Annotated in this window: 22 protein-coding genes and 1 riboswitch; of the genes, 11 read left to right on the forward strand and 11 right to left on the reverse strand. The window is 70.8% G+C overall.

Annotated features, from left to right (window positions below):
- The first annotated feature begins 185 nt into the window (after window positions 1–185).
- Window positions 186–1,211, forward strand: a complete 1,026-nt coding sequence (gene thiL / locus U7230_RS14230) for a thiamine-phosphate kinase (RefSeq protein WP_324718257.1) — start codon at window positions 186–188, stop codon at window positions 1,209–1,211.
- An 81-nt stretch (window positions 1,212–1,292) separates the two neighbouring features.
- Window positions 1,293–1,406: riboswitch (TPP riboswitch) on the forward strand.
- Entirely contained in the window at window positions 1,401–3,098 is a 1,698-nt protein-coding gene (locus U7230_RS14235; protein ID WP_324716492.1) for an ATP-binding cassette domain-containing protein, read from the forward strand. It overlaps the preceding riboswitch by 6 nt.
- Window positions 3,099–3,123: 25 nt before the next feature.
- On the opposite strand, the gene U7230_RS14240 is transcribed toward U7230_RS14235, so the two are convergent.
- The 10 genes from U7230_RS14240 to U7230_RS14285 form a co-directional block, all read right to left on the reverse strand.
- Complete coding sequence (locus U7230_RS14240) at window positions 3,124–5,259, reverse strand: thioredoxin domain-containing protein (RefSeq protein WP_324716493.1); 2,136 nt, start codon at window positions 5,257–5,259, stop codon at window positions 3,124–3,126.
- A gap of 187 nt (window positions 5,260–5,446) precedes the next feature.
- Complete coding sequence (locus U7230_RS14245; RefSeq protein ID WP_324716494.1) at window positions 5,447–6,232, reverse strand: C-GCAxxG-C-C family protein; 786 nt, start codon at window positions 6,230–6,232, stop codon at window positions 5,447–5,449.
- 111 nt (window positions 6,233–6,343) lie between these two features.
- On the reverse strand, window positions 6,344–7,618 hold the full coding sequence (locus U7230_RS14250) for a sensor histidine kinase (RefSeq protein WP_324716495.1): 1,275 nt from the start codon (window positions 7,616–7,618) through the stop codon (window positions 6,344–6,346).
- On the reverse strand, window positions 7,615–8,310 hold the full coding sequence (locus U7230_RS14255) for a response regulator transcription factor (RefSeq protein WP_324716496.1): 696 nt from the start codon (window positions 8,308–8,310) through the stop codon (window positions 7,615–7,617). The genes U7230_RS14250 and U7230_RS14255 overlap by 4 nt, the downstream gene beginning before the upstream one ends.
- 45 nt (window positions 8,311–8,355) lie before the next feature.
- On the reverse strand, window positions 8,356–9,378 hold the full coding sequence (locus tag U7230_RS14260; RefSeq protein ID WP_324716497.1) for a hypothetical protein: 1,023 nt from the start codon (window positions 9,376–9,378) through the stop codon (window positions 8,356–8,358).
- A gap of 155 nt (window positions 9,379–9,533) precedes the next feature.
- Complete coding sequence (locus U7230_RS14265) at window positions 9,534–10,811, reverse strand: hypothetical protein (protein ID WP_324716498.1); 1,278 nt, start codon at window positions 10,809–10,811, stop codon at window positions 9,534–9,536.
- Window positions 10,812–10,817: 6 nt separating this feature from the next.
- Window positions 10,818–11,717 (reverse strand): outer membrane lipoprotein-sorting protein, encoded by a 900-nt coding sequence (locus tag U7230_RS14270; RefSeq protein WP_324716499.1) that lies wholly within the window; start codon window positions 11,715–11,717, stop codon window positions 10,818–10,820.
- Complete coding sequence (locus U7230_RS14275; protein ID WP_324716500.1) at window positions 11,710–12,933, reverse strand: FtsX-like permease family protein; 1,224 nt, start codon at window positions 12,931–12,933, stop codon at window positions 11,710–11,712. Before U7230_RS14275 ends, U7230_RS14270 begins: the two co-directional genes overlap by 8 nt.
- 1 nt (window position 12,934) lies before the next feature.
- Window positions 12,935–13,621, reverse strand: coding sequence for an ABC transporter ATP-binding protein (locus U7230_RS14280; RefSeq protein WP_324716501.1), 687 nt, complete (start codon window positions 13,619–13,621; stop codon window positions 12,935–12,937).
- The gene (locus tag U7230_RS14285) at window positions 13,618–14,475 is read right to left on the reverse strand and encodes a tetratricopeptide repeat protein (RefSeq protein ID WP_324716502.1); all 858 of its coding nucleotides are present in this window, start codon (window positions 14,473–14,475) and stop codon (window positions 13,618–13,620) included. Before U7230_RS14285 ends, U7230_RS14280 begins: the two co-directional genes overlap by 4 nt.
- 302 nt (window positions 14,476–14,777) lie before the next feature.
- Between U7230_RS14285 and U7230_RS14290 the strand changes: the two genes are divergently transcribed.
- The 9 genes from U7230_RS14290 (at window position 14,778) to U7230_RS14325 (ending at window position 23,511) form a co-directional block, all read left to right on the forward strand.
- Window positions 14,778–15,155: a GntR family transcriptional regulator gene (locus U7230_RS14290; protein WP_324716503.1), complete on the forward strand. Its 378-nt coding sequence runs from the start codon at window positions 14,778–14,780 to the stop codon at window positions 15,153–15,155.
- A 43-nt stretch (window positions 15,156–15,198) separates the two neighbouring features.
- Window positions 15,199–15,912 carry an ABC transporter ATP-binding protein gene (locus U7230_RS14295; RefSeq protein WP_324716504.1) on the forward strand — a complete coding sequence of 238 codons (714 nt, stop codon included), beginning with the start codon at window positions 15,199–15,201 and terminating at the stop codon, window positions 15,910–15,912.
- The gene (locus U7230_RS14300; RefSeq protein ID WP_324716505.1) at window positions 15,909–16,724 is read left to right on the forward strand and encodes a hypothetical protein; all 816 of its coding nucleotides are present in this window, start codon (window positions 15,909–15,911) and stop codon (window positions 16,722–16,724) included. Before U7230_RS14295 ends, U7230_RS14300 begins: the two co-directional genes overlap by 4 nt.
- Before the next feature lie 2 nt (window positions 16,725–16,726).
- On the forward strand, window positions 16,727–17,962 hold the full coding sequence (locus tag U7230_RS14305) for a DUF4097 family beta strand repeat-containing protein (RefSeq protein ID WP_324716506.1): 1,236 nt from the start codon (window positions 16,727–16,729) through the stop codon (window positions 17,960–17,962).
- Between the two features lie 168 nt (window positions 17,963–18,130).
- Window positions 18,131–18,757, forward strand: coding sequence for an RNA polymerase sigma factor (locus U7230_RS14310; protein WP_324716507.1), 627 nt, complete (start codon window positions 18,131–18,133; stop codon window positions 18,755–18,757).
- Between the two features lie 23 nt (window positions 18,758–18,780).
- Window positions 18,781–19,077: an anti-sigma factor family protein gene (locus U7230_RS15560; RefSeq protein WP_404980530.1), complete on the forward strand. Its 297-nt coding sequence runs from the start codon at window positions 18,781–18,783 to the stop codon at window positions 19,075–19,077.
- Between the two features lie 183 nt (window positions 19,078–19,260).
- A complete protein-coding gene (locus U7230_RS14315) occupies window positions 19,261–19,896 on the forward strand; it encodes an NUDIX hydrolase (protein WP_324716508.1) in 636 nt (211 codons plus the stop codon).
- Window positions 19,897–19,908: 12 nt separating this feature from the next.
- Window positions 19,909–20,895, forward strand: a complete 987-nt coding sequence (lipA, locus tag U7230_RS14320; protein WP_324716509.1) for a lipoyl synthase — start codon at window positions 19,909–19,911, stop codon at window positions 20,893–20,895.
- 27 nt (window positions 20,896–20,922) lie between these two features.
- Window positions 20,923–23,511 (forward strand): phosphodiester glycosidase family protein, encoded by a 2,589-nt coding sequence (locus tag U7230_RS14325; protein WP_324716510.1) that lies wholly within the window; start codon window positions 20,923–20,925, stop codon window positions 23,509–23,511.
- Here the strand turns inward: U7230_RS14325 and U7230_RS14330 are convergent.
- Window positions 23,453–24,367, reverse strand: coding sequence for a universal stress protein (locus U7230_RS14330; RefSeq protein ID WP_324716511.1), 915 nt, complete (start codon window positions 24,365–24,367; stop codon window positions 23,453–23,455). The two genes, U7230_RS14325 and U7230_RS14330, sit on opposite strands and share 59 nt — an antisense overlap.
- Window position 24,368: the final 1 nt, after the last annotated feature.

The raw sequence follows: 24,368 nt of genomic DNA on the forward strand, positions 1-24,368 counted from the left end.
CCGCGAGCGCCTCACCTCTGCTTCTCAATTAATCCCAGACGCCGGGACTCCACCAGTGACCGCAGTCACTGGTGGGGTCACGAATCGGCGGGCTCAGGTTCACGGCTTAACGCGCGGGGCAAGAGCGTGCATCATGGGCGTGGGAGCACGGACGAGGCTGCCAATGAGACGAGGGGGACCCCGTGATGAGCCATCCGGTCTCCGGCCTGGGAGAGTTTGCGCTGATCCGGCGGCTTGCCGCCAGGCTCGGGCCTGCTCGCCGGGACGTGGTCGTGGGGATCGGCGACGACGTCGCGGCCGTGGAAGTCCGCGCCGACCGCTACCTGCTCATGACCTGCGACGCACAGGTGGAGGGAGTGCACTTCCTGCCCGGCGTCACGCCCCCAGAACGGGTCGGCCGCAAGGCGGCGGCGGTCAACCTGAGCGACATCGCGGCGGCCGGGGGACGGCCCACCCACTTCCTCGTGTCGCTCCTGCTCCCGCCCGACACGGCCGTGGAGTGGATGGAGGCGGCCTACGACGGGATCGCCCACGAGGCGGCCCTCTTCGGGGCAGACGTGGTGGGGGGTAACGTCGCGCGGGCCGGCCAGCTCGCGCTCGATCTCACCCTCCTGGGCGAGGTGGAGCGCGACCGGATCGTGCGCCGAGCCGGCGCGAGACCGGGGGATCTCGTGCTCGTGACCGGGTCTCCCGGGATGGCCCGGGCGGGCCTGGCGCTGCTGAAGCAGCCCGCCCCCGGCCTGGCGGACGAGGAGCGCCGGAGGCTCGTGGACGCCTACCAGCTCCCCGTGCCCCGCATCCGGGAGGCTCGCGCCATGGGCGACGTGGGGGGAGTCACGGCGATGATCGACGTGAGCGATGGGCTCGCGGCCGACCTGGGCCACATTTGCGACGAGAGCGGCGTGGGCCTGCGCCTGCTGGCTCGGTCCTTGCCGGTCGACGAGGGGATGGGCCGGCTGGCCCGCAGCCTGGGCGTCGATCCGCTGGAGTGGGTGCTTGGCGGCGGCGACGACTACGAGCTCGCGCTCACGGCCCGCCCCGGTCGAGCGGAAGCGTTGCAGCGGGCGGTGCACGACGCGACCGGTACCCCCCTGACCGTCATCGGAGAGATCGTGCCCCGGGAGGCGGGGCGGCATCTGGTGCTCGACGGTGGCCAGGAAGTTCCCCTCACCGTGGCCGGGTGGGAGCATTTCGGCGCTGGCCACCCTTGACGGCGTCTGCCCGTGCCGGGTATCAAAACGTTGGTGGCGTCGCGTTGTGCAGGCCGTCCTGGGTTGCGGCGAGCGCCACCGGTCAAGGACCCGGGGAGCTGGGTGGAGCCCGGCTGAGAGGGCAGCCCGCAATGCTGCCGACCCGCTGCACCTGATCTGGGTAATGCCAGCGCAGGGAGAAGCGATGTCGTGCAACAGCACCTGCAGGACCGCCACCCGGGCCGGGTGGCGGTTTCGTTGGACCACGGCCCGGCCGTACTCGCGCTCCTGGCATTGGTGGGCCTCTGGGAGGCCGCCGTCCGCCTCGGCGAGGTGAGCCCGTGGGTCTTGCCGGCGCCTTCCCGGGTGGCCCGGGCCCTCTGGGAGAGCCGCGTCCTCCTGCTGGCTCACGCCGCGCCCACCCTGGTCGAGGCGGCGGCCGGGACGGCCCTCGCGCTGTGGGCCGGCGCCCTTTTCGGCGCGGTGGTCCATGCGACTCCGCTGGCCCGCCGGGCGCTCTACCCCCTGCTGGTCGGCACCCAGAGCCTGCCGGTCATCGTGGTGGCGCCCTTGCTCACCATCTGGCTGGGGTACGGCATCCTGCCCAAGGTGGTGCTGGTCGCGTTCACCGGCTTTTTCCCGATTGCCGTGGCCGTGGCCGACGGCCTGCAATCGGCGGTTCCCGAGATGCTGCGCTTGGTGCGGTCGATGGGCGGAGGGGGGTGGCAGCTCTTCTGGAAAGTGCGGGTGCCCTCGGCGCTCCCGTCCTTCTTCACGGGGGTCAAGGTCTCCATCACCTACGCGCTCATCGCGGCCGTGGTCTCCGAGTGGATGGGCGCGAGCGAGGGGCTCGGGGTCTTCATGTCGCGGTCGGCGCGGGCCTTTCAGACCGACCGGCTCTTCGCGGCCGTGGTCGGCGTGAGCGCCTTGAGTGCCGCGCTCTTCCTGGCGGTGGAGGGGCTGGCCCGGTTCGCCATGCCGTGGCACTACGGCCGGGCGGCCCCCCGCCGGCGCCGTCCTGCTGCCACGGCCCTCGTCGCGGCTGCCGAGGGCGACGGCCCGGGCAACGGGACGGAGACGCCCCTCTCCGCCATGTCGCCCGGCGCACAGACCTCCCGCGCAACGCTCGTAGTCGAAGGCATCTCCAAGCGTTTTCGGATGCCCTCGGGTGACGAGGTCGGGGTGCTGGAGGGCGTCAGCCTGTCCGTGCGGCCGAACGAGCTGGTGGCGCTCATCGGCCCCAGCGGATGCGGCAAGAGCACCCTGCTGCACATCGTCGCCGGGGTCGAGGCGCCCGACGCAGGCCACATCCGTCTGTCGGGGTCGGATATCACGGGGCGTACGGGCCTGGTGCGCCTCATGCCCCAGCAGGACCTGCTCATGCCCTGGCGGACCGTGCTGGGCAACTGCCTGATGGGCCCCGAGGTACAACGTCGCAACCTTGCGGCAGCCCGAGCCCGAGCCCTGGCCATGCTACCCTTGTTTGGGCTGAGCGGCTTCGAGCACGTCTATCCGGCTTTGCTGTCCGGTGGCATGCGACAACGGGCCAGCCTGCTGCGGACCGTGCTCGCCGGGGAGGGGCCCCTCTTGCTGGACGAACCGTTCGGAGCGCTGGACGCGCTGACGCGCCGGCGCATGTGGGCGTGGCTGCTGCACGTGCGGGCCAGGCTCGGGGTCTCCGTTCTCCTGATCACCCACGACGTGGAAGAGGCCGTGGCCCTGGCCGACCGCGTGTACGTCCTGAGCCCGCGACCTGCACGGGTCATCGCGGAGCGGCGCGTCCGGGAGCGGCCCGGGGAGCCTCTCGAGGCGCGCCGCTCCCAGGAGCTGCGCCACGAACTGTTGGAGGCGCTGGGCGTGCCGCCGTCAACCGTGGCCGTTTGGGGAGCCGACGCTGTCCGGGGGTGAGGGGCCGCAGGGGCGCGGCCGAGTTTCACGCAAGCGCCGGTCGCAGCCTGGCCAGCAGGGTCTTTAGGTTGGCCTCGGGCCGTTCGCACCGGGTCCCCGTGCACAGGACGTACGCGCCGTCGCCTTGTGCCGCCTCCCAGCGGAGTTCCAGGGACGGGTGAGGAAGGCGCAGAGCGCCTGCCAGCCCCTCGCGCGCAGCAGCCACCGAGGCCGTCATGGCGGTCAGGGTGGAGGTACCGCCGTCCAACCGGTCGAGTGCACACCACAGCGCGGCCGTGCCCGAAACGTGCTGTCGCATGAGGGGCCAGGCCGCCTCGACGACGTGGCGTCCCCGCTCCAGGTGCCGGGGGTCGTCCAGGAGAGCGGCGAGGCGGGCATGCACCGCCGCCATGGCCGCGTTGGGTGACGGGGTCGCCTGGTCCCAGACGTCCTGAGAACGCCCGATCGGCGAGGCGTGGTGCGTGCCGCTCAGGAAGTAGGCGCCGTCCTCGTGGAACTGCCGGAACGCCTCCTCGGCTCGGCGCTCCGCCCACTCCAGGTACCGGCGGTCGAGCGTGCAGGCGAACAGGTCGAGCGCCGCCAGCGCCGCAAAGGCGTAATCGTCGCAAAACGCCGGCACGGCGCGCCCGTCCGGGGTGGCGGGAGCATGCAACAATCCCAGCGCCGGATGAGTCAGGCGCTCGGTCACGAAGTCCCATCCGTCGAGGGCCGCCTTCAGATAACGCCGGGCCTGTTGGGGCTCGCCCGCCGTCCGGTAGCCCCAGGTGAGCGCCGATATCGCCAGGGCGTGCCATCCGAGGAGGACCTTCTCGTCTCTGCCGGGGCGCGCCCGGCGCGCGGCCCGGTGGTTCGCCATGGCCGACCGCGCTTCGGGCGTCAGGCCGCCTGTTCGCTCCTCGCCGGCCTCGGGCAACCGGGGGAGGCGGCCGGGGACCGTGGGAGCCTCCTCGAGCCATCCGGGCGGGGCGTCGCCGGCCAGTTGCTCGAGGGCGAGGGCCAGCCGCGCGTCGGCGGCTTCGTCGCCCGACAGGATATCGAGAGCCTGCGCCGCCTCGACGCGCTGCTCCCGATCCGGGAGCGCCGCCTCGAGGTCGACCGGCCTCCACCGGTAGTAGTAGCCCTCTCCAGGCCGCCCGTCCTCGCCGGGGGAGTCGGCGTCGAGCGACGCGGCGAACCCCCCGCCTTCCACCTGCATCTCCCTGAGCATCCAGTCGAGCGTCTGATGAGCGACGGCCGTCAGCTCCGGGGACCGCCACTGCCCTACCCGGGCATAGAGGGGAACCAGCAGGGCGTTGTCGTACAGCATCTTCTCGAAGTGGGGCACCTTCCACCAGCGGTCGACGCTGTACCGGTGGAATCCCCCGCCGACCTGGTCGAACAGGCCGCCCTGGGCCATGCGGCGGAGCGTCAGCGCCAGCTGCGTCATGGCCCGCGCGTGGCCGAAGCGCCACGCGGCCCGCAGCAACAGTTCCAGGGTCGAGGCCTGCGGAAACTTGGGCAAGCGCCCGAAGCCGCCCGCCAGGCCGTCGGCCTGTTGCAGCACCCGGTCGACCGCCCGGGGGATGGAGCCGGCGGCCGGCTCCGCCTCCTCACCGGCTCGTCCCGGCTCCGGGGGAGGGATCGAAAGCGGGCGCAACAGCTCGCCGAGAGCCCGGGTGATCTGCCCGGCGTGGTGACGAAGCTCGTCCGGCCGTTCCCGGTACGCCTTCGCACACGCCTCGGCCACCTGAGGCAGCCCGGGCCGGCCGTAGCGGGGAGCAGGAGGGAAGTAAGTGCCGGCATAGAAGGGCTGCAGGTCGGGCGTGAGAAAGACGGTCAGCGGCCAGCCCCCCTGGCCGGTCAGGAGCTGGCAGACCGCCTGGTACACCTGGTCCACGTCGGGCCGCTCTTCCCGGTCGACCTTGATGCACACGAAGTGACGGTTGAGCAGCTCCGCGATGGCCGGATCCTCGAACGACTCGTGGGCCATCACGTGGCACCAGTGGCACGCGCTGTAGCCGACGCTGAGGAAGATGGGGCGGTCTTCCCGGCGGGCGCGCTCCAGCGCCTCTTCTCCCCAGGGGTACCAGTCCACGGGTTGGTGGGCGTGCTGGCGCAGATAGAGACTGGCTTCGTGGACGAGACGGTTGGGTCGAGGCGCCGCCGCCGGATTGCCCTCCATGGTATCGGCCTCCTCTTGCCGCCGCTCCGGGTGGAGTAGTATACCCGGGCACACGGGCGGAGGGGGAGGCCTTCCGCATCGAAAGGGCCGGCAAGCCCGTCCCAGCCGGCGAGCCTGCCGGCCACCCTTCCTCGTTCGATCATGTGCGGTGCGTTCAGCGGCGGCCGTAGGGCCACCCGTCGCCACGTCACGTGTGAGGCTCGTGGCACTGGATGCAGTTCATCTTGATCTCGCGGACGTTGTTGAGATCCTCTTTGCCGTGGCAGCTGAGGCAGTCCTTGATCCCAGCGGCAGGCGTGAAGGCCGCCTTGAACGTCCCATCCTGCTTGCTGTTGAGCAGCTCGACCGTGCGCCGCGCCACGTCGGCGCACAACCGGGCACAGCGCTCGGCCCGCTCCTTGGACTCGGCGCCCATCCCGGAGGCCGTGGCCCACTTGCTGACTGAGACGTGGCACAGAGGGGAACCTGCCACGCTGGTGGGCATGGGCTCCTTCCCTTGTGGGACGTAGTGCGGGATCTCGGCCTGGGTGTACCATCCCACGACCTCGTTGGTAAGTTGCTGGTAGGCGGGTTTGGCGGAGACCAGGTTGATGACCACGCCGGCTCCGTTGAGCGCACCGCAAAGCGACCCCCACCCGACCACGCCGCCCTCGCCGTAGCGGAACATGTCATATGGCAGCACGGTGTACGGGTATCCGACCTTCTCCCGCAACTCGCTCAAGACGGCCTTCGCGACCGCGTAGTGGCAGCCGCCCTCGTAAAAGGCCTGGTGCGCCTTGACGGCCACCGCGTCGGGATCGAGTTTGGTGTATGGCCAGGGCCACTCCGGCACGTCGCCGGCGGCCGCCCGGGACGGAGGCAGCCCTTTGCCCGCGAACAGTGCTCCCAGCACGAAACCCCCGGCAAATCCTCCCGTGGTCGCCAGCAGGTCGCGTCGCGAAACGCCGGCTCCTCGCCCTTCGCTCTGCGCCATGCGTCTCCACCCCTCCTTCACGGCCCATGAGGACGGGGTTGCCTTCGGCAGGGCATTCGGCAGGGCCTGGAGACGCTCGTCACGGAGGCGGGCATGCATCCGTCTCGACTTTCATCCGGTGCAACCCGTAAGGGTCAAAGCCCGCGACGCCGGCACCGTCACGGTAACGCCGAACCCCTCACCCGGCCGGTTGTCGATGCGCACGGTGCCGCCGAGGGCTTCCACCCGCTCCTGCATGGATGACAGCCCGAAACCGGGGGTCAACTCCTTGGCCCCGGCTCCGTCGTCGTAGATGCTCAGCCGCACCGCCTCGGGGGACCATTCGAGCACGACGTCGATCCGGCGGGCGCTGCCGTGGCGCCCCGCATTGGTGAGCGCCTCCTGGAGCGACCGGTAGAGGGCGTTGGCTGCGCCCCTCGAGAGCGCCACGGCCGTGCCGGTCTCTCTCCAGCGGACGGCGATGCCGGTCTGTTCGGCAAACTGCGAGGCGAGCCGGCGCAGGCTGTCGGCCAGCGGCACGCCCTGCAGGAGGTCCGGGTACAGCGAACGGACCGCCCGGCGCACCTCGGCCAGGCCTTCGCGAGCGCTGACCACCGCTTTGCGAACGGCGTCGAGGGCGGGGCCCGTCTGCGAGCCGTCCCCTTCGAGCAAGGAGGCGACCACCTCGAGCTGCAGGATGAGGCCCGTCAGGGTGTGGGCAAGGGTGTCGTGGATCTCCTGCGCGAGGCGGTTGCGCTCGCGCATCGCGGCCAGCTCCTCCACCTGTGCCGCGTAGGCCTGCAGCCGCCGATGGGCCTCTTCGAGCTCCTGGTGGGACTGGCGCAGGCGCTCGTTGCTCTGCTCCATCTCGGCCCGCAGCTGCATCTGCAGGCGCGCCAGGTAGGAGACGAGGGCCGTGAAGAGCAGGCCGAGGGTCAAGGAGAGGACGTTGACGACCCACGATTGGGGATCGGCCTGGATCGGGATGTTCACGGCCAGCGACCCCGCGATGACGGCCCAGATCATGGCCGAGGCCCACCACCATCCCCGTTGCGGCAGGTAGAGGATGGTCTGGCCCTCGACCGCCAGAAAGAGGAAGTAGGTGAAGTAAGCCCGGGACGGCACCAGGACCAGCGCACCGAGGCTCAGAGCCTGCAGTGCGATGACGCCGAAGGCGAGCGGGGAGGTCTCGGCAATCCGATAGGAGGCGAGATGCAGCGCGATGTAGGCCAAATTCCCCGCGGTCGCTGCCGCCACCACGATCCCCGGCTGTCCCTCCCCCAGCAGGTAGGCGACCTGCAACAAGAGGTTGGCGCCGGCGAGGGCGATGGTGCCGGCGGACAGGAGGTGAAACATCCTGGTCTCCCGGGGAGACGGACGGTAGGGAGCCGGCTCCGAGGCGCTCACGAGGCATCCGCCTCCCCCGTACCCGCTCGCAGCTCCCGAGCCAGGATGGCGGCCCGCACCCGGTCGTTGGTCCCGATCTTCGCGTAGATGGCGCTGATGTAGTTTTTGACGGTGCCCTCGGTCAGGAAGAGCCTGCGGGCGATCTCGCGGTTAGAGAGCCCGTCGGCGATGAGCTGGAGGACCTCCCACTCCCGCTCGGTCAGGTCCAGAGGGCTATCCGCGGGGCGGTAGGGAGCCCGAGCCGGTTTGGACGCCTCCGACGTCGCGGTACGATGCCCGCCGGCCACGACCAGCCGGGCGGCCACCGGCGGGCTGATGAACGTGCCCCCGGCCTGCACCGCGGCGATGGCCGCGAAGAGCGCAGGAGGCGGGGAATCCTTCAGGAGGTACCCGGCGGCCCCGGCCGCCAGGGCCTCCCGCACGTACTCGTCGTCGTCGTACGTGGTCAAGACGACCACGTGCACCTCGGGGTGAGCGGCCTTGACGAGGCGGGTGGCTTCGACTCCGTCCATCACCGGCATGCGGACGTCCATGAGCACGACGTCCGGCCGAAGCCGGTCGGCCAGCTGCACGGCCTCCCGGCCGTCTCCTGCGACCCCTACCACGTCGAGATCGGGCTGGAGGGCGCAGAGTGTCTTGAGCGCCTCCCGAAAGAGGGCCTGGTCGTCTACGATGAGGAGCCGAGTGGCCATGCTCGTCTCATGCCGGAAGTTTCCACCCACCCCGCTTCGCAGCCTTCAAAACCGCCCGCTGGCCCGCAGGGCGACGCGAGAAGCTCCCGCCTCGGTCCAGGCCAGGTCTGCACCGATCAACACCCCCATGATGGGGTAGGCGGCCGTCAGGCCGTAGCTGGCGTGCCAGTCGAGCCGGCTCCAGGGCGTGTCGTGCCCGGCCACGGCCCCGGCGTCTACGAATGGCCCCATCTGCAGCTCGGACAGGAAGGGCACCTGAAGCGGGGCCAGCCACGCCCGCCGGTACTCCAGGGTCAGGTTGAGGAAGATCGGCCCCGAGAACGCCTCCGGGCCGTAGCCCCGCAGCCACGCGTCCTCGTAGCCGCCCATGTGGAACTGGTAGCCCGGGAGCGCCTCGCTGCCGACCGAGTAGCCGAGGCGGGGGATGACGTCCAGGTGGCCGTAGGAGACCGGAACGGCCAGCGTGAGCGCGTAGAAACGGCCGGTCGAGCCGTCTTCCGCGTGGGTCTGGCCGTACGTGGCGCTGGCCACGGTCTGGACGGCCAGCGGCCAGGCGTAGACGACTTGCGCCTGGTGCGCCAGGTACCCATAGGTCACGCGCTGATCGAGGAGGGCGGCCTCTTTGCCCACGAGCCCGTGGAAAAGGCGCGCCCTCACCACGTCACGCCAGTTGGGCCGCCATACGAGTTGTACCTCCGCGCCCTGTTCGCGGGCCTGCCCGAGCAGGTACACGTCGGGCCAGTCCAGATACCCTACCCCTACTTCCGCTGCCGGCTCCACGGGGACGGCGACCCCTACCCGGTAGTGAGCCCGTTGGGTGAAAAAGCCCCAGCCGGCGCCTGCGGAGAGCCGGGCCCCGTACGGTAGCGAGCCCCATCCCGCCTCGACTCCGGCCACGTAACCTCCGAGGTCCAGCAGCGGCTCTACGAAAGGCTCGGCGGCGCTCGCGGGCGAAGGCGACACGGTGAGCGACGCGACGGCGAGGATCCACAACGAGAAAAGGGCTCCGAGCCGGGTCCACCCTTCCGCCGGGTGCCCCGGAGCGTGATGCCGGCGCAACGATGGCATGCGGATCAGCCTCCCTTGAAGGGGGTACCGGAGTCTTCGGCGGCAAGTCATAGGAATCCTCATCCCCTATCCGGGCGTTGTTGGAAAGCGACCGGCCCTCTTCCGGCCCGGCAGCTGCCGGGCGCCCGGTGGCAGGCCGGCCACGCGGATGGTCCTTAGAGGACGGTACGCACGACCAGCTGTACGCTCCAGGCGGCAGGGCCTGCTCCGAACTCCGAGCGCTGCGATCCGGAGAAGAACAGCATCCGGAGCGCCGGCTCGACTCCTGTCCACCCCTGGAAGCTCACCTCCGGGATCGCCACCCAGCTGCCGTCGTCCAGGTCGACGCTCCCGGAGAGCGCCGGCGCCCACGTGGCTCGAGGGTCTTCCCGGACCAGGCTGAAGTCCAGGTACCGGCGCCGCAGGGGTAGGCCGTCGGACGCCAGCCGGCCGAGGGTTCGAAGGGCGGCTCCCGAGTTGGACGCGGCGGCGAGAGCGGAGGACGACGGGAGCCGCCCCGCCGCTGCATCCCAGAAGATTGCCGCCTCTGTATCATCCAGGCCCCCGGGCTCGATGCGGTACTCCGCGACCCAGTTCCATCCGCCCGGAGAAGGGTACCAGAGGCCCGCGAGCCACCGCAGGGCGACACCGTCCGCGTACGCGCCCGGTCCGATGGCTTGCCACCCGTTTTCCGGTGCCGGAGCGACGACCCGGATCGGCCGGTATGGGCGAGCCAGGACGCCCTCCGCATATCCCTGCAGGCCGGGCGCGATTTCCCGGGAAATGCTCGCGGCCATCCACGGCCCCTGGCCGGTGCGGTGACCGAGCGCGAGGGCCATGTCTCCGCTCTCCCCGGCCGCGGACCAGCGCATCCAGGGCACCGCTGTTGCCTCCCAGAAGGCATAGCCCACGCTGGTGGTGACGGGCGGGCTCTCACCGGCCAGCATGAGCTCGGCCACGAAGGGGGAGGCGCCCATCTCCTCGAGGGGGTTGGACGGCCTGCGGCGAAAGGCCGTGCCCCACTCGGGGATGAAGCGCCCGATCCGCACCGTGCCCCCGGGTACGATCCATGACGCGACGGCCCGGTCGAGGGTGGCCGTGGCCTGCGGGACGGTGCCGGGGCCCTCTGCTTGGGGCCCCACGCTCCACTCGCCTCTTACCTCCAAAGAGGCCGCCCCGCCGGCCGGCCAGTCCACGATCCCGGTCCACTCGACGGAGAGCGCGGTGCGGGCGTGGAGCACGCTCCCGCCCTGGGCGCGTCGCCACTGCTCCTCCACCGGGCCCGGCCAGATCGTGCCGGGCCTCGGCTCTGTCGACTCCACCAGGTGCCGGGCCTCGAGATGGACAGGAGCACCCTGCGCCGGGGCTTCGGCGGCGCGGCAGCCCACCGCGAGCGCCAGGCAGGCGGCGAAGCGTAGCACGAACTGCCGGCGGGGTGGGCGAGCTGCTGCCATCGCGCCTCACTCTCCCAGGAGCAGCGCAGCGCTGCTCAAGAAGTCAGGCCGGAAGTAGCGGGGCGGAATGGTTCGGGCACGGATGGCCACCGTCTCGATGAGGGTCACCGTCCCCTGATCCTCCTGGAGGAGATCTCGGACCGCCATGCGCACGAGGGCCTTTCGGCCGGAGACCTCGCCCCACTGCTCGTACTCCAGCTGTTTGAGGGGCACGCCGCTGACCGAGTAGAGAATCGCCCGGCGGTACCGGCCCTGCTGGCGATCGATCCAGACCGTGGCGCGCCGGTACGGGGCCGAGCGGCTGCGGGCCTCGAGATCCAACCGCCACGACGGAGAGCCGTCGAGGGTTTCCTCCCGAGCCTCTGTGACGGTATAGTCGCCGCTGAAGAGAATGCCGGCGGCCTCTCCGACGCCTGCGTCGCCAAAGACTCGCTGCTGGGCGGAGATGCGCAGGGGGGTGCGCAGGCCGGGACGATACATCCAGGTGTTGGAGCCGACCACGAGGAAAGTCTGGCCGCGCAGGCCGGCCGGCTCGTCGAAGATGACCAGCTGCCCTGCCTGGCCGGCTTCGCTTCCCTGCGAACCGGCCGCCGCGGAGCGGAAGAAGACCCGGATCACGGCCACGTCTGAAGGCCCCTGGGGGGGCAGCAGCTCTCCGGAACCGGACCGCTGGTGCCGGGTCACCCGGAAGGTGAACACTCCCTCCTCCAACCCCTCGGCCCGGTAGCCATCGGCCCGCTCCAGGAGAGCGGCGGCTTGCTCCACCGGCAGCGCCGTCCCGGCCGTGTCGTTGCCCTGAGTAGCTCGGGCCGCAGTGCCTGCCGCTGCCACCGCGACGAGGGTCACGAGGGATGCGACGGCCATCCGGCGCAGCACGACGGTGCGCCGCTCGAAGTGCTCATACATGGCGCAGCGCCTCCACCACCTGGATCCGCGTCGCGGCCCAGGCCGGATAGATGCCCGAAAGCAGCGCCGCCACCAGGCCGACCACCGCCGGCGCAGCAGCGGTGCCCCATCCCATGCGCACGGCGAGGGGTACCGGCTCGTTCATCGTGGGAGGCACGTAGGTCAGGTGCGCGTGATTGATCATCTCGCCTATCCCCCATCCCAGCGCGACGCCTGCGGCGGCCCCCAGAGCTCCCAGGATGGCGCCCTCGGCGAGGATCTGGAAGAACAGCGCCCCGCGCCCGGTCCCGAGCGCCAGCACCGTTCCCATCTCCCGGATGCGCTCGAAGAAGCTGAGTGTCAGGCTTTCGAGCACGGAGACCAGCACGACGCCGAAGATCACCACCGACAGGAAGCCGAAGATCGCGTCGTACATGCCGCGCACTTGCCGCATGAAGGTGGCCAGTTGGGCTCTCGTGCGGACCTCGACGTCGAGCCCGGCAGCCCGCAGCGCTGCTTGCAGGCCGGCGGCCGCCCGCTCGACCTCCGCGTCTTGCTTACCCCGATCTCCGCTCAACAGGACGGCGAGCCGGTCGGCGCCGTCCGTTCCCATGAGGCGGCGTGCGTCCTCGAGGGGCACGACCGCCAGGCGACTGTCCGCCTCGGCCATGCCCGTCTGGATGAGGCCGACCACCTGAGCGTTGCCCGCGTTGTAAGCACCATCCACCGTGCTCGTGAAGACGGTGACCCAGTCGCCGAGCTCGACGCCGAGCGCCCGGGCGAGCTGCGTCCCGAGCAAGACGCGCTCCTTGTCGCCCGCCAGGAGCCGCCGCCCCTCCCGTACGGCCGATCCCGCCGAAGCGAACTCCGCGCCCGGCGGCGAGCCCTCGGCCACGAAGACCGTGCTGTTGGCGGCGTTGCCGACGAGCCCGCTGACGGAAAGGAGGGGGTGGGCCGACTCGACGCCGGGGTACTGCCGCACGACCTCGATCAGCCGCGCGAGCGTGGGCCCGTCCAGCAGGCGGTCCCGGAGCTCGCCGCGGTTTTCCCAGTAGGCGGGCCGTGCGATCTGCAGATGGCCGTACTGGGAAGTGGCGACCTCGTTCAAACCCCAGAACGTGAACCGGTTGTATCCGTTGGCGATCATGAGCGCGGCGACACCTGCGGCGATGACGAGACCGCTCAAGGCGCTACGGCGCCGGTTGCGTGCGACGTTACGCGCGGCGATCCGCCACATGCTATCCGTTCACCTCCGTGAGCTTCCCGTCTCGCATCCGCACCATCCGGCGCGCGTAGGGATTGGCCAGCGGGTCGTGGGTCACCACGACGACGGCCACGCCGGTGCTCCGGTTGAGCTGGCTCAACAGCTCGAGGACGGCCTGGCCGTTGTCGCTGTCCAAATTGGCGGTGGGCTCGTCCGCCAGCACGATCCCGGGCCGGTGCACGAGGGCCCGGGCAATGGCCACCCGTTGCTTCTGCCCGCCCGACAGCTGATCCGGGCGCCGGTGTCCCAGGCCGGCCATGCCGACCGACTCCAGCACCTCCATCACCCTGCGCCGGCGCTCGCGTCGCGGCCAGCGGTTGAGGAGGAGTGGGTACTCGACGTTCTCGAAGGCCGACAGCACGGGCAGGAGGTTGAATGTCTGGAAGACGAATCCGATGTCCTTGCGCCTGAGCTCCGCCAGGCGGCGCGCCCCGAGCGTGCCGACGTCGGTGCCCTGCACCTCCACCCTTCCGGCGGTGGGGCGGTCGAGGCAGCCCATGATGTGCAAGAGCGTGCTCTTGCCGCTTCCGGAAGGGCCATGGATGACCACGAAGTCGCCTTCTCGCACCTCGAAGTCGATGCCGCGCAGCGCCATGACGGGCTCGGCACCATTGCGGTAGGTCTTGGTCACACCCTGGAGACGGACGACCGGGCCGCTCATCCCGCATTCCCCTTTTCGGCCGCCTGCCGGAATTGCCGGGCCATGCCCCCATCGGGGTAGATGGCGAGCGCCCTCGCGTAGGCCTCCCGGGCGGCCTGGGACCGGCCCATCTTCTGCAAGAGATTGCCCTGCCACACGTAGGCGAGGTAGCGGTCGAGGTCGGTGCGCGCGACCTTCAGAGCCTGTTCGACGAGCTGCAGTCCCCGCGCCGGGCCGCCGCCCAGTCCTGCCGGCGCACCCCACTCGAACTGCGCCATCGCCAGGAACGCGGCGGGGTTGCCGGCATCGAGGCGGATGGCCATCTCGAGCTCTCGCTGGGTGCGGGAGACCAGGGACAGGGCCGCGCTTCCCCGGTAGGCGAGCAGCCGCATGGAGACCTCGCCGAGGAGCCGGTGCGCCTCGGACTGTCGAGGCGCGATCTCGACCGCCCGGAGCGCCGCCCGTTCTGCCCTTTCCAGGAGCGCATAAGCTTCGGCGTTGGGCCCCTGGCCCTCGGTGACGTTGACCAGCTCCAACAGGGCGATGGCTTCGTCACTGAGCGCCTCGCCTTCGCCCTCGGCGTCGCCGCGGGAGCTGGCCGAGAGCGCTGCTTCGTGCAGCCGATCGGCGAGCGCCCGCAGGTCGTCGAGCGCCGGAGCAGCCTGCGGGCCTCCCCGGTGGAACTGTTCGCGGGCACGCTGAAGCTGCTGCCGCAGGGCGTCGATCGTCTCCCGTCCTGCCACGGGCGAACCGGCCGCCGAGGCATCGCCCGGAGCCCCCGCCAGGACGCCACCAGGGAACGTCAGGCTCCATCCCAGCGCAGCCAGCGCGACCGACGCAGCCAACGTCACGAACCACCGCCGAACCATTCCCATGGGGATCACCTCCGGATCAGAGCCTACGGGCGAGCGGGCGGCGTGCCCATGGACCGGCGTCACGAAAGGCGGCACGAGGAGGTCACGTGACGGCGGTCACGGTGCGGTCACGGTGTCGATCGCCCCTCTTGCGCTCTGGTGCTGTAGTGCACTATCATACTAGTGCACTATGGCTCTGGGGCATCTCGGGAAAGGGAACATGGCTGCGTGGCTCGCCCTGGTGCCGGGGCCACGGGCAAGGGTCCGGATCCGGGGGACGGAGGTGGAGATCGACGATCGCTACACTCGACTGGCGCATCGACGTGGAGTCGCCGCGGCCCATCTACCTGCAAATCATCGACGAGGTCAAGCGGGCAATGGCGCGCCGGGATCTGCTCCCGGGGGACCGGATCCCGTCGCAGCGGGAGTTGGCCCAGATGCTGAGGGTCAACCCCAACACGGTCCAGCGGGCGTTTCGTGAGATGGAGGTGCTGGGTTTGGTGGAGACGGTGCGCGGGGAGGGGACCTTCGTCCGCGACGACCCCGCGCTGTTGAGCCAGGTGCGATCGGAGATGGCCCGACAGGCGGTGGCGCACTTCGTCAAGCAGATCCGCGGGTTGGGCTTCGCCGAGGAGGAGGCCGTGTCGATGGTGCGTGCCGCTTTCCGGCAATCCGAGCCCGAGGGCGATCGCAGGGCGTGAAGCATCGGGGAGACGTAGCCGACCGGGAAGGGAGCCTCGCGACTTGAACGATACGCAATGGCTGGTCGAGTCCACCGCGCTCGTGAAGCGCTACGGGCGCGTCGAGGCGCTGCGGGGCGTCGACCTTCGGCTGGGTGCGGGCCAGATCGTGGGCCTCGTGGGTCCCAACGGGAGCGGGAAGTCGACGTTCCTCAAGGTGGTGGCAGGGCTGCTGCATCCCGACGGCGGGAGCGTGAAGGTCCGCGGGCGCTCGCCGGGCCTCGAGACGAAGCGCTGGGTGGCCTTTCAGCCGGAGATCGACCACCTCTACCGGTGGATGACCGTGCAGCAAGCCATGGAACTGCAGGCGTCCGTCGTGGGCGATTGGGATGCCCGCAGGGCAGCAGAGCTGCTCGAATTCCTCAACCTGCACCAGCAGCGCCGCACCCCGGTCCGTAACCTCTCCCGGGGTATGCGGGCCCGGCTCAAGCTGGCCATGACGCTCTCGCGTAACGCACCCATCGTGCTCCTGGACGAGCCGCTGTCCGGCATCGATCCGCCCTCGCGCGGGCGCATCATCCGGGCGCTCATCGGGCAGTTCCGCACCGACGAGCAGGTGGTGGTGCTCGCCACTCACGAGGTGGCCGAAACCGAAAGCACGTTTGATCGCGTGGTCTTCCTGGAGAGAGGCACCGTCAAAATCGACGAAGACGCGCAGGAGCTGCGCGAGCGCTACGGCAAGTCGATCCAGGCGATCATGGAAGAGGTGTACGCATGAGCGCGCGCTCGGCGCAAGGCAACGCCGTCGCCCTCGGGCGGGCGTTCCGTCGACTGTATCGCAAGGATCTCGAGTCGCTGAAGTTCACCCTGGCGCTGTTCTCGGTGCTGATAGCGGCCTGGGACGGTTACTTGCTGACCAGAGTGAGGGCGTGGGAGCCGGGTTTGCCGCTCGGGCTCTCCTTCATCCCGCTGGCCTTCATCCCGTTTTGGATCATCTGGGACGCTATCCAGTCGTACCGGTCGGAATGGCACTCCGGGACCATCTACTTCGTGCTCTCCGCTCCCGTGCCCGGCTGGATCCACGCCCTATCCAAGCTGGCCGCGGTTGCCACGAGCTTTACCGCGCAGTCGGCGCTGGCGCTGGGCGGGACGTGGAGCATCGCCGCGGCGACCCTGCCGCGATTCGCCGATGTGGACGCGTGGTTGAGCCAGCTCCCTTCCGGCTACACCACCCAGGTGCTGCTGGGGATCGTGGCGGTCTACTGGATCCTCGGGGTAGGGACGATCCTGCACTTCCAGGCTGCTTATGTGGCGAGCCAGTTGGCCAACCGGCTGCAGTTGCTGGTGCTGCTCGCGGCGCTGGCCGTCGAGCAGTGGGTGGTGTGGCGGATGGGAGGCCTCGGCCACTACCTGTTCGCCTGGGTGCCGGACTTCCGTTTCACGGCGTTCAACGTGACGCCCCAGGGGGTCCAGATGCTCAAGGACTTCCTGGTGGTCGATAGCGGGCCGGTACTGGGGTGCGCTGTGGCCGAGATCCTGTTTTTCGTTGCGACGGCGTGGCTGTTGCAGCGGGCGGTGGAGGTGTCCTGACCTTGAACGTGAAGCGTGCGGCGCTATGGGCGCTGTTGGCGTTGTTCGTCGTGGCGATGGTGGACTGGCGGGCCCAGGTGCTGTGGGCCACGCACGACGTCCACTCGATCGGCTGGGGTTACCAGGAGCTTTTCCGGGTTCGAGGACACTCGCTCCGGGACCTGATGGAAGGCCAAGGCATCTCCGCCGACGAGTGGGCCATGCTGGCGAGCGAGGGCGCGATCGACGAGCGCAGCACTCCGAAGGCATCGGCGTCGACGAAACTGGAGGCTTCGCTGGCCCCGCGTAAGGCGCTGGAGGTCGAAAACCCGTTCGGGAGCATCCGCCTCGACGGCGTGGCTCGGGATCAGATCCCGGCGGGCGGGCCCGACGTCGAACTGGAGTCCCGCCTGACGGTGTACGCCACCAGCGAGCAAGCGGCCCGGCAGTACCTGCAGCAACTCCGTGTGCGGCTCGTCTCCACGGAGGAGGGCGGCGCCCGGCTGGAGGTCGACCGGCCTGCCCTCACTCCCTCCGAGGTGAAGCGGGTCAAGCTCGAGCTTGCCGGGCGCATGCCTTCCGACGGCCTCGTGCAGCTGCGAAACAGCTCCGGGACGGTCAGCGTCTCCGGTGTGGCTGGGCCGTCGTTCGTGTACAACTCCATGGGCCGCACGGAGCTGCACGATTTGCGGGGCCACTGGCGGGTAGACGTGCCGTTCAGCGACCTGACCGTCCGGCGGGTGGCAGGATCCATGGAGGTATCAGGTAGCTACGCCTCCAGCACGATCGACGACGTCCGGGGCGACTTGACCGTGCGGGCTGACTTCCGGGACCAGCGAATGAGCGGCGTCGGCGGCCGGCTCTCGGCTCGCGTCCGCTACGGACGCCTCGAGGCGGACGGAGTGGGAAGAGGCGCGGAGGTAGACGGCCACTTCGCCGACGTCACCCTGCGCGACGTGCGCGGGGACGTCGCGGCCTCGACCGGCTACGGCAACCTGCTCGTGGAAAGGCCGCTCGGCAGCGTCGACCTCACCTCCCGCTACACGGGCGTACGCGTCGAGCTGCCAGAGCCGCTGGACCACCGGTTCGACGTGGAGGTGCGGATGGGCGATCTCGTCAACCGGACGGGGCTGCCAGAGGCGCCGCGGGTTACGCAGGGAGCGGAGCACTTCGTGGCTGCGGCGGGCGGCGGGCGCCACGTCGTGCGGATCCGGGCGGAGTACGCAAACGTGGAGATCCTGGCCCGGGGCGGGCAGTAAGATCCGTCACCCGACGATAACCGGCGTGTTACGTGGTGGTAAAGGGACGGTCACGATGGTGGCGGAGACTGGCGTTGCCAGGCAAACAGTCCGGTCCGGCACCCGGAGGCCGGTGAACCCGGGCGGGCTCTCGGGTGACCCACCGACCGGTAGATCAAGGAGCATCTCTTGGAAGTCCAGGCGGCAGTTCCACGTGAGCTGACCACGGATCCGGACGTCGAGATCGTGCGCCGCATGGCGGCGGGTGAACAGGAGGCGCTCCTTCAGCTCCACCGACGCTACCGGCGGCGGGTGCTCGGCTACATCGTCAAGCTGGTGCGAGACCCGGCGCTGGCGGAGGAGGTCCTCCAGGACGTATGGCTGGCTGCCTGGCAGGGCGCGGGAAGGTTTCGTGGAGCGTCGCGGGTGAGCACGTGGCTGCTGGGCATTGCCCACCACCGTTCCCTCAATGCCTTCCGCCAGGCGGATCGCCGCAGGCTCGAGCCCGTTGCCCCCGAGAGGCTGCGGGCGACGGAGCCATGGGAAGGCGACGAGGGGTCGGCCGTCGCATCCGGGCTCGAATCGGCGGAGATGCGGGAGCTCCTGGCGCAGGCCATGGAGCGCCTGTCCCCCGTCCACCAGGCGGCGCTCCGGCTCGTCTTCCTCCACGGGCTCTCGCTCAAGGAGGCGGCCGCCGTGATGGGTTGCCCGGTCGGAACGGTCAAGAGCCGCCTCAGCCATGCCCGCCAGCGACTCCGGGAGTGTCTGGAGGCGGAGAACGCACCGGCGCCCGCACCTGCCTGTGCAACGCGGTAAGCTCGCCCGGAGCCTCGCCGGAGGTGCCGGGCCATCATGTCGACCCATGGTTGCCCTGGTACGTCAACGGCACCCTCGGCCCACGGCTGCGCCTGCGCGTGGAGCGACACCTGGCGCGCTGCGAGTCCTGCCGCCGGGAGCTCCGCTGGTGGGAGGCCATCCGCGACGCCGTCGTCAGGCAGGCCTCTGCCGGGCCGAAGACGGGTATCCCGCCCGGCAGCCCGCTCACTGCTCGTAGCCCCGGATCCGCATCCGAGCGCTCCTGGCCGGTTGGCACACCTCGACATCCTTCTCCAGGCCCGCGAACGTCGCGGCGCTAAGACGCCGGAGCAGCGGCGAAGAAGAAGGACGCGGCGGCGTCCCGCGGGAGTCCGGTGAGAAGGGGGCGCACTTCTCCGGCCGACGGTCTATATTCTAGGGGTCCCCTTTTCGATCCCGGTGCCCGTCCGCACGGCGCGGCGCCGACGGCCGGCCCTGCAGCCATCACGTGATCGCCGGGGGGTATGATGGTGGAACCACAATGGATCCGGTGGGCCAAGCGCATCCAGGCGATTGCGCAGACGGGCCTCTCCTTCGCCAGGGACCCCTATGACCTCGACCGCTACCGGGAACTTCGTGAGCTCGCGACCGACATGCTGGCCCACGGGGCCGGGCTCGATGGCTCGCCTGACCGGCTCCGCGTGCGAGAGCTATTCGCCGGCGAATCGGGCTACCCGACCCCGAAGGTCGACGTGCGGGCGGCCGTCTTCCAGGAGAGCCGGGTGCTCATGGTGAAAGAACGCTCCGATGGGCGCTGGTCCATCCCCGGGGGCTGGGCGGACGTGGGGTCCTCGCCGGGGGAGATGGCCGTTCGCGAAGTGTACGAGGAGTCGGGATACCGGGTGCGCCCGGTGCGCATCCTGGCCGTGTGGGACAACTCCCGCCACCATGATCGCCCGGTGGCGTACGCCGTCTACAAGATCTGCATCGGGTGCGAGCTGGTGGGTGGGGAGTCCCGCGCCGGGACGGAGACGGAAGCGGTAGGGTGGTTTTCGCTGGACGCGCTGCCGGAGCTCTCCGTGACCCGGATCACCGAGCAGCAGCTGCGGCGGCTGCACGAGCTCCACACGCATCCCCAACTCGGACCCGACTTCGATTGAGAAGGTGCCAGGATGGTCACGGAGATCAAAGCCGTACGCGGGGGCCTGCGCAAGCGTCCTACGGACGGGCCCGGCACCGCCACGGCGCGGCCCAAGCCGGAGTGGCTCAAAGTACCGTTGCCGGTGGGGCCCGTGTACGCCCGGGTCTCGGGACTGGTGCGCGAGCTGGGCCTGCACACGGTGTGCCAGGAGGCCCGGTGCCCCAACGTGGCGGAGTGCTGGGGCCATGGCACCGCCACGTTCATGATCCTGGGGTGGGTGTGCACGCGGGCGTGCAAGTTTTGCGCCGTGGCGACCGGCAACCCGAGGGGAGCCGTCGACGCCGGGGAGCCGCAGCGGGTGGCCACCGCCGTCCGGGAGCTCGATCTCGAGTACGTCGTGCTCACCTCGGTCGACCGGGACGACCTGCCCGATGGGGGTGCCGCGCACTTCGCGCGCACCGTCCGGGCCATCAAAGAGGCTGCGCCCTCGACGCGGGTGGAGGCGCTCACACCCGATTTCCGCGGCGACCGGGCGGCGGTCGCCCTGGTGGTCGACAGCGGGCTCGACGTGTTCGCCCACAACCTGGAGACGGTGCGCAGGCTCACGCCCCGGGTGCGGGATCCGCGGGCGACGTACGACCAGAGCCTGGAGGTCCTGGCCTTCGGCAAGCGGCATCGCCCGGAGGTGCTGACCAAGTCCAGCCTCATGCTCGGGCTCGGGGAGACGGACGGCGAGATCCGGGAGGCCATGCGGGACCTGCGAGCGGCGGGCGTCGACATCCTCACCCTCGGGCAGTACCTGCGCCCCAGCAAGAGCCACCTCTCCGTGGAGCGGTACGTCACGCCGGCGGAGTTCTTGCGCTACCGGGATTGGGGATACGAGGAGGGGTTCGTCGAGGTCTTCAGCGGGCCGCTCGTGCGCAGCTCGTACCGGGCAGACCGGGTGTTCGAGGAGGCCAAGGCGGGCCAGCCGGCCGGCGCCGGGGCCGGGGGCGTGGCGGCTTCGCGCCCGGACTGACCACCTGCGCCAAGCGGAGGAAGACCCGTGCGAGCGTACCGGCACCGGCTCGTGGCGATGCTGTTCGCAGCGGCCGTCGCGGGGGCGGCCGTGGAAGCGAGCGTGGCCCCTCCCGGCTTCGCAGGGCCGGTGCTGGAGCCGCTGGAGGAGCTGCCGGTGGCGCCGGGCGTCCGGCTGCAAACTTACGCCTTTACGGGCGACGCCGGTGTCAGCCGGGTCTACGTCCTGTCCGCGAAGCTCCGCGGGGCTCCGGTCCGGATCCGCACCACCAGCCCCGGCCCAGGGGGCGGGGTGCTCGGCCTGGCGTCTGTGCCCGTGCAGGCGTCCTGGGTCTCCGTGGAAGCCCGTTCGACGGTCGTCGGCGCCGTCAACGGAGACTTCTGGACAGGCCCGCCCCTCGCAGGCGTGCCTTATCACCTGCAGATCCGGGAAGGGGAGCTCCTCTCCAGCCCTCAACCGGTGGGAGCGGCGTGGGGCCTTACCTCCGAGGGCCAGATGCTGCTCGAGCCCGTACGCATGGACGCCGTCATCTGGACGGCGGGCGGTTCGAGGAGCCGGCTTTTGGCGGTCAACAAGCCTCGAGGCCCGCAGGCGCTGGTTCTCTACTCGCCTTCGTGGGCAGCTTCGACCCGCACGGGGCCCGGGGGAACGGAGGCCGTCATCGCCGCGCTGACGCCTCCTTTGCCGCTGCGGGCCGGGGTGACCTACACCGGCACGGTGAGTGCCGTGGTGGAAGGCCCGGGCGATACTGCCATCCCGCCGGGAAGCCTGGTACTATCGGGCGCGGGCGAGGCGGCGCAGTGGATGGCCCGCGTGCTCCGGCCCGGTACTGCCGTGCGCCTTCGGATCGACCTGTGGGGCGAATCCGGCCGCACCTGGAACGATGTGATCGAGGCCATCGGCGGCGGCCCCGGGTCCTTGCTACGCAACGGGCGTCCGGACCCGGGCCTTCCCTCCGTCGAGGGGGTGCACCCCCGGACGGCCCTGGGCGTGAGGGGCGACGAGCTTCTGCTCGTCGCCGTGGACGGGCGCCAGCCTCCCTACAGCACCGGCGTCACCCTCGAAGAGCTGGCCTGGATACTCCGGGGGCTCGGCGCCACGGACGGGCTCAACCTCGACGGCGGGGGGTCGACGACCCTCCTGGCGCGCCTGCCCGGGGAGCCAGGCTTGCGGCTCGTCAACCGGCCGTCCGACGGGTCGGAGCGGGCGGTCGGCAACGCCCTGGCCGTGGTGAGCACGGCCGCTCCCACCGGCGTGCTGCGCCACGTCTTCTTGCGCCCCTCGCGGCTGGTCTTGCTGCAGGGCAGCGCCTGGCCTCTGCGGGTGCTGGGAGCGGACGACGTGCTGGCACCGGTGGCCGTCGACCCGGGCACCGTCCGGTGGGCCGTCGAGGGAGGGGTGGCGGAGGTCGACGCGGCCGGGCGGCTGCGAGCCCGGCGCCCCGGCGAAGGTTGGGTCGTGGCCAGCGCCGGGGGCGTGACAGCCCGCGTGCCCGTGCGGGTCGTCGGGGCTCCCGACCGGGTGCAGATCGAGCCGGACCCCGTGGTGGTGGACCGCGGCAGCGCGGCCGAGTTCGTGGTGAGGGCCTCGCACGAGGGCCAGGAGCTGCTGGTTTCGCCCGAGCTGTTCGACTGCCGGATCTCCGGTGTCGCCGGCACGTGGATCGAGGGCCATGGCCTGGTACGGGCGGGCCCGTCGGCCGGAGGCGAGGGCCTGCTCACTTGCGGGAGAACCGGCCTGGCCCCCGCCAGCGCCCGCCTCGTGGTCGGCAAGTCGCCGGTCCTCCTGGAGGGCTTCGAAGGCCCCTGGCGCGTGCAGGCCCTCGCCGTGCGGGCACGGGCGTCGGTACGCGTGGCCCAGCGGCCGCTTCCGGTGAGGCTCGGCACTTACTCCCTGGAGCTTGCCTACGACTTTACCGCGGGCCCCGCGGGTACCCGGGCCGCCTACGTGGTCTGGCCGGACGGCCTGCCCCTGGATGGCCGGCCTCGTAGCCTGGGCCTGTGGGTTTATGGGGACGGCGGCCGCCACTGGCTGCGGGCCACGCTGTACGACGCGCTTCGCCGGGACGGGCCGGGAATCACGGTGGACTTCACACCCAAGGACGGGCTCGACTGGGTCGGGTGGAGGCACGTGCAGGCCCCGATCCCGCCGGACGTGCGCCCTCCGGTGACGGTGCGACGGATCTACGTGGTGGAGACCGACGCCTCGCGCGGCGGCCGGGGCACCCTCTACTTCGACCACCTGCGGGCCATCTACTCCGACACCGGCGAGGATCTCGAAGGACCCGTCGTCGTCCCCCGGACGCCGCCTCCCGGCGCGCGGGTGGCGGGCGCGATGCCCGAGATCGCCGTACAGATCCACGACCGGGGCGCCGGCGTGCAACCGGCCGGCATCCTGGCGATGCTGGACGGTCGTCCGGTGCCGGTCCGCTGGGACGAAGGGAGCGGCCGGGCGACTTTGGTGCTCGCTGCGCCCCTGGCGCCGGGTCTGCACCACGTCAAGGTGGAGGCGGCCGATCGGGCGGGTAACCCCTCCCAGCCGTGGGCCGAGTGGAGCTTCACCGTGGAGGCTGCGCCCGGGCCCGCACCAGCAGCACCGGGCCGCGCCATTGACTGAGGATCTTGGGCGTCACGCTCCCTGCCCAGAAGGCGTCCCAGCCCTTGAGGGCATGGCTCGCCATGACCACCAGGTCGATCCGGGCATCCCGGAAGGCCCCCACGAGCTCGGCTGCCGGCTCACCCCGGCGCACCTGGGCCTTGGGCGGAGCCGCCTGCTCGCACAGGCGCGCGCCCAGGCGCTCGAGGTAGTGCACGGCCGCCTGTTCCTCGATGTCGAGCCGGGCGTCGACCGTCCGGGGAAGCAGGCGCCCTGCTGCCGCTCGCTCCATGGGCAGGTCGCTCCTGCGGGGCACGACCGTCACCAGGTGCAAAGTAGCCCCGAGCGCTGTGGCCAGCTCGCAGGCGACGGGAAGGGAGTGCTCGTGGTGCGGGCCGCCGTCCAGCGGCACGGCGATCCGCTCGCATCGCCACGGCTCGGGGGTGGCGTCGGGGTGGACGACGAGCACGGGGTGGGTGCCGTGCACGAGCACCTGCTGGGCAATGCTGCCCACCAAGAACCCCCGCATCCCCCCGTGCCCGTGCGTGGAGAGCATGACGAGATCGTTGGCCAGCTCCTCGGCGTGCTGCACGATGCTGCGCGCCACGTCGCCCTCGGCCGCCTCGTGCACGTGGCACTCGACGGACAGGCCCTTACCCGCCAGGCGCTGCATCACGCCGTCCAGGTAAGCCCCTGCCTCGGCAGGGTCGCAAAGGTGCCGGTCCCCGTGGACCTGGACCGGCGCCCGGGCCTCGATGACGTGGAGCAGGGTGACGGAGGCCGCCAGGGAGCGCGCCATCGTCTCGACGACGGGAAGCACCGCCTCCGCCAGCCGGGAGCCGTCCAGGGGCACCAGCAAACGGTTGAACAGCGGCAAC

The organism is Limnochorda sp. L945t (assembly GCF_035593305.1).
Lineage (GTDB): Bacteria > Bacillota > Limnochordia > Limnochordales > Geochordaceae > Carboxydichorda > Carboxydichorda subterranea.